General features: G+C 56.3%; 15 protein-coding genes. 9 read left to right on the forward strand and 6 right to left on the reverse strand.

Features of this window, described 5'->3' with window-relative positions:
- Positions 1-96: 96 nt before the first annotated feature.
- The gene (locus tag HFD92_RS01670) at positions 97-240 is read left to right on the forward strand and encodes a hypothetical protein (RefSeq protein ID WP_167428059.1); all 144 of its coding nucleotides are present in this window, start codon (positions 97-99) and stop codon (positions 238-240) included.
- 48 nt (positions 241-288) lie between these two features.
- Here HFD92_RS01670 and pspF read toward each other — a convergent pair whose 3' ends face one another.
- Entirely contained in the window at positions 289-1,290 is a 1,002-nt protein-coding gene (gene pspF, locus HFD92_RS01675) for a phage shock protein operon transcriptional activator (RefSeq protein ID WP_046101896.1), read from the reverse strand.
- 165 nt (positions 1,291-1,455) lie between these two features.
- On the opposite strand from pspF, the gene pspA reads away from it, so the two are divergent.
- The 6 genes from pspA to HFD92_RS01705 are packed head-to-tail and all read left to right on the forward strand — an operon-like array spanning position 1,456 to position 5,469.
- Positions 1,456-2,121 (forward strand): phage shock protein PspA, encoded by a 666-nt coding sequence (gene pspA, locus HFD92_RS01680; RefSeq protein WP_009090020.1) that lies wholly within the window; start codon positions 1,456-1,458, stop codon positions 2,119-2,121.
- Positions 2,122-2,156: 35 nt separating this feature from the next.
- Positions 2,157-2,384: an envelope stress response membrane protein PspB gene (gene pspB / locus HFD92_RS01685; protein WP_009090021.1), complete on the forward strand. Its 228-nt coding sequence runs from the start codon at positions 2,157-2,159 to the stop codon at positions 2,382-2,384.
- The gene (gene pspC, locus HFD92_RS01690; RefSeq protein WP_167428157.1) at positions 2,381-2,731 is read left to right on the forward strand and encodes an envelope stress response membrane protein PspC; all 351 of its coding nucleotides are present in this window, start codon (positions 2,381-2,383) and stop codon (positions 2,729-2,731) included. Before pspB ends, pspC begins: the two co-directional genes overlap by 4 nt.
- Before the next feature lie 53 nt (positions 2,732-2,784).
- Positions 2,785-3,033 carry a phage shock protein PspD gene (gene pspD, locus HFD92_RS01695; RefSeq protein ID WP_009090024.1) on the forward strand — a complete coding sequence of 83 codons (249 nt, stop codon included), beginning with the start codon at positions 2,785-2,787 and terminating at the stop codon, positions 3,031-3,033.
- Positions 3,014-4,411: a YcjX family protein gene (locus HFD92_RS01700; RefSeq protein ID WP_009090026.1), complete on the forward strand. Its 1,398-nt coding sequence runs from the start codon at positions 3,014-3,016 to the stop codon at positions 4,409-4,411. The genes pspD and HFD92_RS01700 overlap by 20 nt, the downstream gene beginning before the upstream one ends.
- On the forward strand, positions 4,408-5,469 hold the full coding sequence (locus tag HFD92_RS01705; protein ID WP_046101895.1) for a YcjF family protein: 1,062 nt from the start codon (positions 4,408-4,410) through the stop codon (positions 5,467-5,469). The genes HFD92_RS01700 and HFD92_RS01705 overlap by 4 nt, the downstream gene beginning before the upstream one ends.
- Positions 5,470-5,514: 45 nt before the next feature.
- On the opposite strand, the gene HFD92_RS01710 is transcribed toward HFD92_RS01705, so the two are convergent.
- The 3 genes from HFD92_RS01710 to HFD92_RS01720 are packed head-to-tail and all read right to left on the reverse strand — an operon-like array spanning position 5,515 to position 8,289.
- Entirely contained in the window at positions 5,515-6,933 is a 1,419-nt protein-coding gene (locus tag HFD92_RS01710) for a hypothetical protein (protein ID WP_111207601.1), read from the reverse strand.
- A 49-nt stretch (positions 6,934-6,982) separates the two neighbouring features.
- Positions 6,983-7,933: a glycosyltransferase family 2 protein gene (locus HFD92_RS01715; protein ID WP_111207602.1), complete on the reverse strand. Its 951-nt coding sequence runs from the start codon at positions 7,931-7,933 to the stop codon at positions 6,983-6,985.
- Positions 7,930-8,289: a GtrA family protein gene (locus HFD92_RS01720; protein ID WP_111207623.1), complete on the reverse strand. Its 360-nt coding sequence runs from the start codon at positions 8,287-8,289 to the stop codon at positions 7,930-7,932. Before HFD92_RS01720 ends, HFD92_RS01715 begins: the two co-directional genes overlap by 4 nt.
- Positions 8,290-8,518: 229 nt before the next feature.
- Here HFD92_RS01720 and tyrR point away from each other — a divergent pair, with 229 nt between their 5' ends.
- Complete coding sequence (tyrR, locus tag HFD92_RS01725) at positions 8,519-10,084, forward strand: transcriptional regulator TyrR (RefSeq protein WP_046101894.1); 1,566 nt, start codon at positions 8,519-8,521, stop codon at positions 10,082-10,084.
- A gap of 50 nt (positions 10,085-10,134) precedes the next feature.
- On the opposite strand, the gene tpx is transcribed toward tyrR, so the two are convergent.
- Positions 10,135-10,638, reverse strand: a complete 504-nt coding sequence (tpx, locus tag HFD92_RS01730; RefSeq protein ID WP_046101893.1) for a thiol peroxidase — start codon at positions 10,636-10,638, stop codon at positions 10,135-10,137.
- A 146-nt stretch (positions 10,639-10,784) separates the two neighbouring features.
- Here tpx and ycjG point away from each other — a divergent pair, with 146 nt between their 5' ends.
- Positions 10,785-11,768: an L-Ala-D/L-Glu epimerase gene (gene ycjG, locus HFD92_RS01735; protein ID WP_009090037.1), complete on the forward strand. Its 984-nt coding sequence runs from the start codon at positions 10,785-10,787 to the stop codon at positions 11,766-11,768.
- Here the strand turns inward: ycjG and mpaA are convergent.
- On the reverse strand, positions 11,743-12,450 hold the full coding sequence (mpaA, locus tag HFD92_RS01740; protein ID WP_058957867.1) for a murein tripeptide amidase MpaA: 708 nt from the start codon (positions 12,448-12,450) through the stop codon (positions 11,743-11,745). The two genes, ycjG and mpaA, sit on opposite strands and share 26 nt — an antisense overlap.
- Positions 12,451-12,519 lie beyond the last annotated feature (69 nt).

Here is a 12,519-nt window from a genome sequence, read left to right on the forward strand (position 1 = left end):
TCAGCCTGATTTTCATCCTCTGCGGGGCAAAAGGGCGCACAGAAGGTGGGGTAATGAGAAATATTCTCAATTACACCTTTACAGATGATAATAAGAATGATTATTATTCATGTGCACTTCGACGGTGGCTCTGCCGAAGAGGAGCACGACATTGCTCACATTGCTTCCAGTATTGTTGCCCGCCTGATGGCGGGCTTTTTTTTGCCTGACGCAGCCCGGGTGGGAAAGAAAGCAGAATAGTGAACCCGGCTTTACCCCGGTGCATCAATCAGCCGTGCAGCAGGCGGATCAGTTCTCGGCTTTGATATCGTGCTTTTTCATCATTGCGCGCAGCTGGTGGTAGGTGACGCCGAGCAGACCGGCAGCGCGGCGCTGGTTGTAGCGTGCCTGTTGCAGACTCGCCTCCACCAGATCCCGCTCCTGCTGGTTTTGCCACTGTCGCAGATCGAGCGGCAGTCCGGGCAGCGCAGCGCTATCCGCAGCCGGATTTAACGGCATTCTGGCGACCGGTTGCTGGCGCGAAGCAAAGGGATTAATAATGATGTTATCCAGCGGCTGCTCGCTGCTGTTATGCCGGTAGACCGAACGCTCCACCACATTTTTCAGTTCACGCACGTTGCCGGGCCAGTGGTAATCGAGCAGCGTCTGCTGCGCGCGGGCCGTAAAGCCAGGAAAGAGTAACAGCCCCAGCTCCCGGCACATCTGGATGGCGAAATGTCCGGCCATCACCAGAATATCGCTGCGGCGTTCGCGCAGTGGCGGCAACTGCACCACATCGAAAGCCAGACGATCCAGCAGATCGGCGCGGAATTTGCCCGCTGCCGCCAGCGCAGGGAGATCTTCGTTGGTGGCGCAGACCAGACGTACATTGACCTGCAGGGAGTGGTTGCCGCCGACCCGCTCCAGCTGACCATACTCAATGACCCGCAGCAGTTTCTCCTGCACCAGCATGGGTGCGGTTGCCAACTCATCCAGAAACAGTGTACCGCCATCGGCCCGTTCAAAACGCCCAAGATGACGCTTCTGCGCGCCGGTAAACGCGCCCGCCTCATGGCCGAACAGTTCCGAATCCAGCAGGTTCTCGTTAAGGGCGGCGCAGTTCAGCGAGATAAATGGCCCCTGCCAGCGGTCGGAAAGATAGTGTAACCGGCTGGCGATCAGCTCTTTACCGGTTCCGCGCTCGCCAATCACCAGAACGGGTTTCTCCAGCGGGGCGAGTTTAGAAACCTGCTCCAGCACCTCCAGAAAATTGTTCGACTCACCGAGAAGATTATCATTAGTTCCGGTCATGATGAATTTCGCTACCCGTTAATCATTTTGACTATCTTAAAGCAGCCGGGAGAGGGTGTAAAATTTAAAAGATGATTAAAATCAATTATATGTAAAATTGGCACGCATCTTGTATTAATCAGGCAGGGCAACACTGTTTAAGACTTTTAAAAGAGGAACATCATTATGGGTATTTTTTCTCGTTTCGCCGACATCGTGAATGCCAATATCAATTCGCTGCTGGAGCGTGCGGAAGATCCACAGAAACTGGTGCGGCTGATGATTCAGGAAATGGAAGACACGTTAGTTGAAGTGCGTTCTACCTCTGCGCGGGCGCTGGCAGAGAAGAAACAGCTGTCCCGTCGTATTGAGCAGGCGGAGATTCAGCAGGCGGAGTGGCAGGAAAAAGCGGAGCTGGCGCTGCGCAAAGATAAAGACGACCTGGCCCGCGCTGCGCTGATTGAAAAACAGAAGCTGACTGATCTTATCGCCTCGCTGAAGCAGGAAGTCACTCATGTTGAAGAGACGCTGGAACGCATGAAGGGCGAAATTGGCGAGCTGGAGAAAAAGCTGAGCGAAACGCGCGCCCGTCAGCAGGCCTTAACGCTGCGTCATCAGGCGGCGTCGTCGTCACGTGATGTGCGTCGTCAGCTGGACAGCGGTAAAATCGATGAAGCGATGGCGCGTTTTGAATCCTTTGAACGCCGTATTGATCACATGGAAGCGGAAGCGGAAAGTCACGGCTTTGGTAAAACCAAAACCCTGGACCAGCAGTTTACCGATCTGAAAGCGGACGATGAGATCAGCCAGCAGCTTAACGCGCTGAAAGCCAAAATGAACCGCAGTGAGTAACCTTCGACGTTGCAAAAAGTGATTAAGGAGAGTCAATGAGCGCACTTTTTCTCGCCATACCGCTGACGATTTTCGTGCTGTTCGTGGCACCCATCTGGTTATGGCTGCATTACAGCAACAAACGCAACGGCGGTTCGGAACTGTCGCAAAGCGAACTTCAGCGCCTGCAGCGTGTGACCCAGGATGCGCAACGGATGCGCGAACGGATTGACGCGCTGGAAGCGATTCTGGACGCCGAGCATCCTAACTGGAGGCAGCCATGATGAAAGGCCGTAAGTTATGGCGTAAGCCAGACGAAGGAAAGCTGATGGGGGTCTGTGCAGGGCTGGCCGAGTATCTCGACATCCCGGTTCGCCTGCTGCGGATCATCGTGGTGTTATCCCTGTTCTTTGGTCTGTTTGTTTTTACAATTATCGCCTACTTTGTGCTGGGGTTTGTGCTGGATGAGAAGCCCGCCTCGGTCGCAGAAGGGGAACGCCCGCCCAGCGCCAGCGAACTGCTGGACCAGCTGGAAAGCGCACTGCAGCGTGATGAACGCAGCGTGCGTGATGTGGAACGCTACGTAACGTCTGAAACGTTCAGCGTACGCAGCCGCTTCCGCCAGATCTGAAACCGCCTGTACCGGGCCGTTTCAGGCCCGTTCGTTCACGCAATGGAGGTGTTATGTCTTTTTCGCGATCCACAATGTTCCGTCACCGCGCGGCACCTGCATTGAAGTCGGCGGCCAGATTCATCATTATCAATGCTGTTACCTATGGTCCGGCCGGTGTGACGGGCTGGGCGGTGAAATCGGTAGCGCGACGCCCGTTACGTCTGCTGCTGGCCGTGGCGCTGGAGCCACTGCTGAAGCGGGTGATGAATCGGGTTGCGTCGCGCTTCATCAGGGAGAAAGATGAAAAGACTGCAAACTGAACTACTGGCGTTAATGAACCGCGGCGTCGATCGCCATCTTCGTCTGGCGGTCACCGGATTAAGCCGCAGCGGTAAAACCGCCTTTATCACTTCTCTGGTTAACCAGCTGTTAACCGTTCACAGCGGCGCTCGTTTGCCGCTGTTTTCCGTTGTGCGGGATGAGCGTCTGCTAGGTGTCAAGCGGGTGCCGCAGCGCGACATGGGCACCGCACGCTTTACCTACGACGAAGGGCTGGCACAGCTCTACGGCACGCCACCCGCCTGGCCCGTGCCCACCCGTGGCGTCAGCGAAATGCGTCTGGCGCTGCGTTACCGTCCCAGCGATTCCCTGCTGCGCCACCTGAAAGAGACCGCGACCCTCTATCTGGAAATTGTTGATTATCCTGGTGAGTGGCTGCTGGATCTGCCGATGCTGGCGCAGGACTACCTCGCCTGGTCCCGGCAGATGAACGGACTGTTGCAGGGCGACCGCGCGGAGTGGGCCGCGCCGTGGCGCGCCCTCTGCGAGAACCTGGACCCGCTGGCACCCGCCGATGAAACCCGGCTGGCAGAAATCGCCGCCGCCTGGACCGACTATCTGCACCGCTGTAAAGCCGAAGGCTTACACTTTATCCAGCCTGGCCGCTTTGTCCTGCCCGGTGATATGGCGGGCGCGCCTGCGCTGCAGTTCTTCCCCTGGCCGACCACCGATGAGGCCCGGCTGACAAAGTTGGCCCAGGCGGACAAGGGCAGTAACTTCGGCATGTTGCAGCAGCGGTTTAACTACTACTGTCAGCATGTCGTGAAGGGCTTCTATAAGAACCACTTTCTGCGTTTCGACCGCCAGATTGTTCTGGTTGACTGCCTGCAACCGCTGAACAGCGGGCCGCAGGCGTTTAACGACATGCGTCTGGCCCTGACGCAGCTGATGCAGAGTTTTCATTACGGCCAGCGCACGCTGTTTCGCCGGCTCTTCTCGCCAGTGATTGATAAATTGCTGTTTGCTGCCACCAAGGCCGATCACATCACCAGCGATCAGCATGGCAATATGGTTTCGCTGTTGCAGCAGCTGGTGCAGGATGCCTGGCAGAACGCGGCGTTTGAAGGGATCACGATGGAATGCATCGGGCTGGCTTCGGTGCAGGCGACGCAGAGCGGGCTGGTCGATCACCGTGGCGAAAAGATCCCGGCACTGCGCGGCAACCGGCTGGATAATGGCGAGCCGCTGACCGTTTATCCTGGCGACGTTCCGCCACGTCTGCCCGGCAACGCCTTCTGGCAGCAGCAGGGTTTTCAGTTTGAACAATTCCGCCCGCAGCAGCTCGACGTCGATCGTCCGCTGCCTCATATCCGCATGGATGCCGCGCTGGAATTTTTGTTGGGAGATAAATTGCGATGAGTGATCCGCTGAAGCCGCGTATCGATTTTGCCCGTCCGCTGGAGGAGAGCCGCGCCACGCCACTGCGCCCGGCACACGCCTTTGATGCAGAGGCCGATGCCGCCTTTCTGGCGGTACAGGATGAAGATGTCGCCGTTGAAGAGGAGGGCGCAGGCGAACGGGCAGTGGAGGCCGCGCTGAAACCGAAGCGCAGCCTGTGGCGTAAACTGGTGACTGCTGGCGCACTGCTGTTTGGCGTCAGCGTCATTGCTCAGGGCGTGCAGTGGACCCATGACGCCTGGCTGGCCCGCGACTGGTTCTCACTGGGCAGCGGTGTAGCTGGTGGCCTGATCGTCCTGGCGGGGGTGGGGGCCCTGACCACGGAGTGGCGTCGTCTCTATCAGCTGCGTCAGCGCGCTGAAGAGCGCGATGTCGGTCGTGAACTGCTGCACAGTCATGGCATCGGCAAAGGCCGGGCCTTTTGTGAAAAGCTGGCGCAGCAGGCGGAACTGGACCAGGCGCATCCGGCTTTGCAGCGCTGGCACGCGTCCCTGCATGAAACCCAGAACGACAGTGAGATTGTCCGTCTCTATGCGCAGCTGGTGCAGCCGGTGCTGGATCGCCAGGCGCGGCGTGAAATCAGTCGCCATGCAGCCGAGTCCACCCTGATGATTGCGGTCAGCCCGCTGGCGCTGGTTGATATGGCGTTTATCGCCTGGCGCAATCTGCGGCTGGTCAACCGTATCGCTGCCATCTACGGCATCGAACTGGGTTACTTCAGCCGTATCCGCCTGTTCCGTCTGGTGCTGCTTAACATGGCTTTTGCCGGGGCGTCAGAGCTGGTGCGGGAAGTGGGAATGGACTGGATGTCGCAGGATATCGCCGCCCGGCTTTCAACGCGTGCCGCGCAGGGCATTGGTGCCGGTTTACTGACCGCACGTCTGGGTGTGAAAGCGATGGAGCTTTGCCGTCCGCTGCCCTGGCTGGAGCAGGATAAGCCCCGGCTGGGCGATTTCCGGCGTGAGCTGCTGGGACAGATGAAAGAGGCGCTACAGAAGGGCAACAACAAATCCTCCTGAAGCGCGTCTGCAAGCATGAAGGCGGCCAGGCCGCCTTCATGCCGATTACGGTGTCTGACGCAAAACCTGACGGGAATCGATAATCAGACAGTCACCCGGACAATGCCCTTCATCTGTGATAACCGGATTTTCGGGTAGGGTATAGGCCATGCCATTTTTCTCGCGGATAAAATGGGCCATCCCGGCAAAGGTCCATGACATGCTCAGGCCCAGTCCGCCAAAATCATCATATTTCCGCAGCGTAGCGACTTTCGGTAAATACTCCCCGGTCAGGCGATAGTAGAGCGCCCCGTTGAACGCTTTCGGCACCTGCTGCGTGATCGCCCGTTCGAGCAGGGCAAACTCCTTGCGGGCAGGTACGGAATAACCGTTGATAAGGTGACTGATGGACAGTGAGGCCGCCGCGATAACCAGCAGGGCATAGAATGTCTTTTTCCACTTCAGCTTTTTACTGAGTTCAAACAGGCCCAGAATAAAAGCGCTGGTAGTCATCAGCGCACCGGCAATAAGCGTCCGGTAGGCCGCCATGCTCTCACTGACAATCAGGTTAGGCAGAGCGGCGATAACCAGTAAGATAAACATCAGATAAAATTTGTCGTTACCGGCTGCCTTAATTTTCTTCAGCCCAAAACCGATAATGATCGACGAGATGATGACTGAAACCGTTTTTGCGCCGAGGTCAAAATTGCAGATCACGTTCTTAAGGTATTCCGTGAAAAACCAGCTGAGCTTAGCCGGGACGTTATAGCTGAAGGCGGAGCGCGGCAGCGTGTGGCCATAAAGCTGGACCGGGAGGACCTTTGATGCGAGCAGCGCCGCAAACATACCGGCACCCAGTACGATCAGAGAGATTGCAGCCCGCTTCCTGTCAATTCTTCGTGCTGAAAGGCAGAGATCCAGCGCGGCAAAAAAGGTAAAGCTCATTGCGGCTGGCTGATAGAGACAAAAGGCAACGGTCAGCAGGCACACCGCTGACACGCGCCCTGACACGCCGGGTTTAGTCGAGAAGTGGTAGCTGGCACCTGCCAGTAAAATGGCCGCGATGTAAGGGAAGCAGGATGCCCAGGCAATATAAACCTGAAAGGAGGGAAGCAGGCAGAGTAATAACGCAAAGGTTATCCGCTGAGCCTGGTTTTCCATAAGCTGATATTTCTGGCAAAGGGTATAGAGATAATAGCCGGTAAAGATAAGCAGAATAATGGCGACAGCACGCAGGAGTGCCAGTCGTTCTATGCTCGCGACCAGGAATGAGGCGCTGTACTGAATAATGCCATAGACCGGTCTGCCCGACAGGGTGTCCCAGTTTAAAATACTGAGCCTGTCAAAATTGGCCCAGTAGAGATTGGTCCAGTCATCGGTATAGGCGTATTGGGTCAGCCAGGCGGGACTGTAGGCCACCAGAAAAATTAACGCAAAAAGTAAAAAAACCTGACGGCGGGTCAGGCCGTTATCGGTGGCGATCATCTGTCATCCTTTTATTCTGACCATTATCTCTGCCCGTTTACCGGACAATCTAATCGATGTTTTCGGGCGGGCTTGATTTATTTTCCACGGGTTTTCGCAAAATATAGCGAGGCCGGTTTTTGGTTTCCATATAGATGCGGCCAATATATTCACCCAGTACACCAATGCCAATCAGCTGAACTCCGCCAAGAAACAGGACGGAAACCAGGATAGAGGGATAGCCAGGCACAGGATTACCGAACAGGAGTTTATCTGCGATCATCCAGAGCCCATAAAGGAAGGCCAGCGAGGCAACCAGGAAACCCAAGTAAGACCAGATACGTAGCGGTACGGTTGAGAAAGAGGTCAGCCCCTCCAGCGCCAGATTCCACAATTTCCAGCCTCCGAATTTACTGTGCCCCGCGACCCGCTCAGTCCGGACATATTCAACAATGTCAGTCTGTCCGCCGACCCAGCTCAGAATGCCTTTCATAAAAAGATTTTTTTCGGGCAGCCGTTTAATGTTCTCAACCACTTCCCGCGACATCAGCCGGAAATCACCCACGTTCTCTTCAATCTGCGGATAGCTGATTTTGTTATGCAGCTTGTAAAACCAGCGGGCGGTTTTGCGCTTCAGATGGCCATCAGCACTTCTGTCAATCCGTTTGGCTAAAACGATATCGGCACCCGCCTGCCATTTACGGACCATTTCGGGAATTATCGAAATCGGATCCTGTAAATCGACATCGATTGGAATTATGGCCTCGCCGGTTGCCGCTTCCAGTCCGGCAAACAGCGCCGGCTCTTTGCCAAAATTACGAATAAACGACAGGCTGCGCACCAGCGGATCACGCTGGCTCAGTTGAGTAATCAGCGCACGCGTTGCGTCCGTGCTGCCATCATCGATAAAAACAATCTCAACCTGCCAGGCCGCAAGCGCCTCATCTTTTCTAACGGCCTGATAAAAATGGGGAATAGCCTCTTCTTCATTGAATACCGGTACCACCAAAGAGATGTTCATGACTCTCCTTTAAAGACGATAAAGCGGGAAAAAAGGAAGCCACACGCCAGACTCAGGGCGGATGAGGCGATCAGCGTTATCAGAGGGTAGAGGCCGAGCCGGTCAGCGAGATAACCCACGCTAAAGGCCATTGCCCCCATAAACAGGACGTAAAGAAGATAGCGCCAGGCTGTTGCCTGCTGATTAAAGGTCCAGCGTGCATTCACAAAGAAAGAGAAGGTGACGGCCAGACAAAACGCCAACAGATTAGCGGTTGACTGGAAAAGACCCAGGCTAAGGCAGATAAAGAAGGTGACCCAGTGAAGCAGGGTATTGATGACACCTACCGTCAGATATTTTGCGAAGAAAGTCAGCATCTTATAGTGGTTTTTATTCGGTTTTGAAAAATATACAGCAAGTCGGATGGGATAAAAACTCCGGCGCTGACAAATCCTGACACTCTGAGACAGAATCATGATCTCAGCGGCACAGTACAAAACGCCATCATCCACGCCAGAAGTGTCAACTTTTCCTGACAGAGTTCTTTCTGCCGGTGCGCGACTTAGCGTATCATTGAACCATCTGAACCTGATTAAGGCGAACGCAATGCGTCTGGAAGTGTTCTGTCAGGACCGTATCGGTCTGACGCGTGAACTGCTCGACCTGCTGGTGGCACGCAATATTGATTTACGCGGTATCGAAATTACGGCGATTGGGCGCATCTATCTCAACTTTGCTGCACTGGAATTTGATGCCTTCAGCAATCTGATGGCTGAAATCCGGCGTACGCCCGGCGTGACAGATGTGCGCACTGTCACGTACATGCCTTCTGAGCGGGAACACCGTGCGCTGAGTGCGCTGCTGGTGGCGATGCCCGATCCCGTGTTCTCTGTCGATCTGAAAAGTAAGGTTGAGTTAGCTAATCCGGCGGCACAGAACCTCTTCAATCTCGATGAAGAGAAGATGCGCAATTTCAGCGCCGGTCATCTGATCACCGGCTTTAACTTTATGCGCTGGCTCGAGAGCGATCGGGTGGAAGCGCAGGCGCAGCATGTCGTTATTGAGGGCCGGGATTTTCTGATGGAAGCGCGTCCCATCTATCTGCCGGGTGAAGAGGGCCAGAGCGACCGGCCGGTCGGCGCGATGGTGATGCTGAAGTCGACCGCCCGCATGGGCCGTCAGCTGCAGAATCTGGTGGTCACCGACGATTCGGAGTTTGATCACATCATTGCCGTGACGCCGAAAATGCGGCAGGTGGTGGATCAGGCCCGCAAGCTGGCGATGCTGGATGCGCCGTTGCTGATTGTGGGCGACACCGGCACCGGGAAAGACATGCTCGCGCGCGCCTGCCATCTGCGCAGCGCCCGCGGCAAGAATCCTTTCCTGGCGCTGAACTGCGCTTCACTGCCTGACGACGTTGCGGAAAGCGAGCTGTTTGGACATGCTGCCGGCGCCTATCCTAATGCGCTTGAAGGCAAGAAGGGCTTTTTCGAACAGGCGAACGGCGGCTCGGTGCTGCTGGATGAAATCGGTGAGATGTCGCCGAGAATGCAGACCAAACTGTTGCGTTTTCTCAATGACGGCACCTTCCGCCGCGTCGGTGAAGAGCATGAAGTGCATGTGAATGTGCGGGTGATCTGCGCCACGCAGAAGAACCTGATTGAGCTGGTACAGCGCGGAGAGTTCCGCGAAGATCTCTTCTATCGTCTCAACGTCCTGACGCTGCAGTTGCCGCCTCTGCGCGACCGTCCGCAGGATATTCTGCCGCTGACCGAGATGTTTGTTGCCCGCTTTGCGGATGAGCAGGGGATGGCACGTCCACGCCTCTCTCCGCAGCTCAACGCGTTTCTGACCCGCTATGCCTGGCCGGGCAACGTACGTCAGTTAAAGAATGCGCTTTACCGGGCGTTAACCCAGCTGGAGGGTTACGAACTGCGTCCTCAGGACATCATACTGCCTGAGCAGGCGCTGGATGTGTCGCTGGGTGATGAGGCACTGGAAGGAACGCTGGATCAAATCACCAGCCGTTTCGAGCGCTCAATCCTGACGCGGCTTTACCTCTCCTATCCCAGCACCCGAAAACTGGCAAAACGGCTCGGCGTGTCGCACACGGCGATTGCCAATAAGCTGCGGGAATATGGTCTGGGGCAGAAGCGCAGCGACAGCGAATAGGCTATGCGCGAAAGGGAAAAAGCGGATAACCTGGTTATCCGCTTTTTTTATTACTTCAGCGCGGCCAGCGCTGCGTCATAATCAGGTTCGTTGGTGATTTCATCCACCAGCTGGCTGTAAAGCACTTTATCATTCTCATCCAGCACCACCACCGCACGCGCGGTCAGCCCTTCCAGCGCACCATCGGCAATTTCCACGCCATAATCATACTTAAACTCTGAGCCGCGCAGCGTCGACAGGGTCACCACGTTGCTCAGGTTCTCTGCGCCACAAAAGCGCGACTGGGCAAACGGCAGGTCAGCAGAGATACATAACACCACGGTGTTATTCAGTTCGCTGGCTGCCTGATTGAATTTACGCACTGATGACGCACACACGCCGGTATCCACACTCGGGAAAATGTTCAGAATTTTGCGTTTTCCTGCATACTCAGAGAGCGCAACGTTAACCAGGTTCTTCGCCACCAGGGTGAACGCTTTGGCTTTATCGCCCGCCTGAGGGAACTGACCTGCAACCGGGACGGCATTACCCTGAAAATGAACAGTCTGAGACATAGTGATTCCTTTTGATGATAAAAAAGCGCTGATACAAAAAGGCTAAACTTAGCCGTTGTTTATGACATAAATGTTAAGGGTTTACGAGTGTAATTGTCGAAATCTCTGTGGCGGTCTGCCACTGCATCTTTCATTCTGGAGTGGAAATGAGAACGGTAAAAAGTTATCCCGAAGCCTGGCCGTTGCATACCCCGTTTGTCATTGCCCGTGGAACCCGAACCGAAGTGAAGGTGGTGGTGGTTGAGATTGAAGAGGCGGGCGTCAAGGGGGTAGGTGAGGCGACGCCTTATGCCCGCTACGGCGAAACCGAGGCATCCGTGCTGGCGCAGATCGCCTCTCTGCTGCCCGCGTTGCAGCAGGGCATGACGCGTGAGGCACTGCAGCAGGCGCTGCCCGCCGGTGCCGCACGTAACGCTATCGACAGCGCGCTGTGGGATCTCGCCGTTCATCAGCAGAAAAGCAGCCTGTGGCAGCTGAATGGCGTCACCGCGCCCCCGGAGGTGGTGACCGCCCAGACGGTGAGCATTGACACTCCGGCAGCGATGGCCAGCAGCGCTCTGGCGCTGTGGCAGCATGGTGCCACGCTACTGAAAATTAAGCTGGATGATAATTTCATTACCGAGAGGTTGATGGCGATCCGCGCAGCGGTGCCGGAAGCCACCCTGATTGTCGATGCGAACGAATCCTGGCATGCAGAGGGGCTGGCGGCGCGCTGTCAGCTGCTGGCCGATATTGACGTGGCGATGCTGGAGCAGCCGCTGCCCGCCGGTGAAGATGCGGCGCTGGAAAACTTTATTCATCCCCTGCCGATCTGTGCCGATGAGAGCTGTCACACGCGTGACAGCCTGCCAGCGCTGCGCGGCCGTTATGAGATGGTCAATATCAAGCTGGATAAGGCTGGCGGGCTGACCGAAGCGCTGGCGCTGGCCGAAGCGGCGCAGCAGCAGGGCTTTGCGGTCATGCTTGGCTGCATGCTCTGCACCTCGCGGGCGATACGCGCTGCACTGCCGCTGGTGCCGCAGACCCGTTTTGCCGATCTTGATGGCCCGACCTGGCTGGCGGTGGATGCCGAACCACCGATTAACGTGCGGAACGGTCAGTTACTCATTGCTGCCAGCGCAGCAGGTTAACCATCACCTCAAGGTAGACTTCCGTCGCTTCATCTACGGAGATTACCGGCAGCTCCGCGGTCACGCAGGGCAGGCTGAGATCTTTGCACCAGCTGCCGAAGGAGCCGGGAGTGTCATATCCGACGCTGGTGACGCGGGGGAGGCCGGTGTGGTCGGCCAGCCAGCCGCCTATCTCTGACTGATGCGGGTCATCAATGCACCCCAGCGGCTCATGCCAGGAGACAATCCAGCGTGGTTTGATCTGATGAATCAGGGCGCAGAGCGCCTGGGTTTCCGGTTCTGAGGCGGGATGATTGCCGGTTGAGAGCGCCACATCGCGCGCATCGGCGGCGCTGTTCCAGCGATAAACGGTATCGCCCGACTGCCAGTTTGCGGCCGGAAAGTTACGGTTGAGATCCACGCCACTGGCATTCGCGCGCAACCCCAGCTGACAGCCGTCTGGATTAACCGCTAACACCACATGATGCCGCCGCATGCCATCGGGCAGCGTCCGCAATGCCGCGGAGAGCGTGGCGATAGCCGCATTCTCATCCCCATGGGTGCCTGCCAGGATCAGCCCGCTCTCCGAATCGCCCAGCGGAGCCGGAAACCAGAGCAGCGGTGCGCCCAGGAGTGAGCGACCATACTGCTGATACGGAACGTCCAGCTTGCCACGCAGCGGGCGCGGATGAAGTGGCGACATAATGATTTCCTCGAAGGGTTTTATTAAAAGTAGCGGAAAAGCAGAAGGCGGAAAATAGTTATTTATCCA

Source organism: Pantoea sp. EKM101V, assembly GCF_011800325.1.
GTDB lineage: Bacteria > Pseudomonadota > Gammaproteobacteria > Enterobacterales > Enterobacteriaceae > Pantoea > Pantoea anthophila.

Bases quoted from the DNA above. Each gene is read 5' to 3' on its own strand.
- tyrR (WP_046101894.1), top strand. From the start codon at position 8,519: ATGCGTCTGGAAGTGTTCTGTCAGGACCGTATCGGTCTGACGCGTGAA.
- pspF (WP_046101896.1), bottom strand. From the start codon at position 1,290: ATGACCGGAACTAATGATAATCTTCTCGGTGAGTCGAACAATTTTCTG.
- ycjG (WP_009090037.1), top strand. From the start codon at position 10,785: ATGAGAACGGTAAAAAGTTATCCCGAAGCCTGGCCGTTGCATACCCCG.
- tpx (WP_046101893.1), bottom strand. From the start codon at position 10,638: ATGTCTCAGACTGTTCATTTTCAGGGTAATGCCGTCCCGGTTGCAGGT.
- pspB (WP_009090021.1), top strand. From the start codon at position 2,157: ATGAGCGCACTTTTTCTCGCCATACCGCTGACGATTTTCGTGCTGTTC.
- HFD92_RS01720 (WP_111207623.1), bottom strand. From the start codon at position 8,289: ATGCTGACTTTCTTCGCAAAATATCTGACGGTAGGTGTCATCAATACC.
- mpaA (WP_058957867.1), bottom strand. From the start codon at position 12,450: ATGTCGCCACTTCATCCGCGCCCGCTGCGTGGCAAGCTGGACGTTCCG.
- HFD92_RS01700 (WP_009090026.1), top strand. From the start codon at position 3,014: ATGAAAAGACTGCAAACTGAACTACTGGCGTTAATGAACCGCGGCGTC.
- pspC (WP_167428157.1), top strand. From the start codon at position 2,381: ATGATGAAAGGCCGTAAGTTATGGCGTAAGCCAGACGAAGGAAAGCTG.
- pspA (WP_009090020.1), top strand. From the start codon at position 1,456: ATGGGTATTTTTTCTCGTTTCGCCGACATCGTGAATGCCAATATCAAT.
- HFD92_RS01715 (WP_111207602.1), bottom strand. From the start codon at position 7,933: ATGAACATCTCTTTGGTGGTACCGGTATTCAATGAAGAAGAGGCTATT.
- HFD92_RS01670 (WP_167428059.1), top strand. From the start codon at position 97: ATGATTATTATTCATGTGCACTTCGACGGTGGCTCTGCCGAAGAGGAG.
- HFD92_RS01705 (WP_046101895.1), top strand. From the start codon at position 4,408: ATGAGTGATCCGCTGAAGCCGCGTATCGATTTTGCCCGTCCGCTGGAG.
- HFD92_RS01710 (WP_111207601.1), bottom strand. From the start codon at position 6,933: ATGATCGCCACCGATAACGGCCTGACCCGCCGTCAGGTTTTTTTACTT.
- pspD (WP_009090024.1), top strand. From the start codon at position 2,785: ATGTCTTTTTCGCGATCCACAATGTTCCGTCACCGCGCGGCACCTGCA.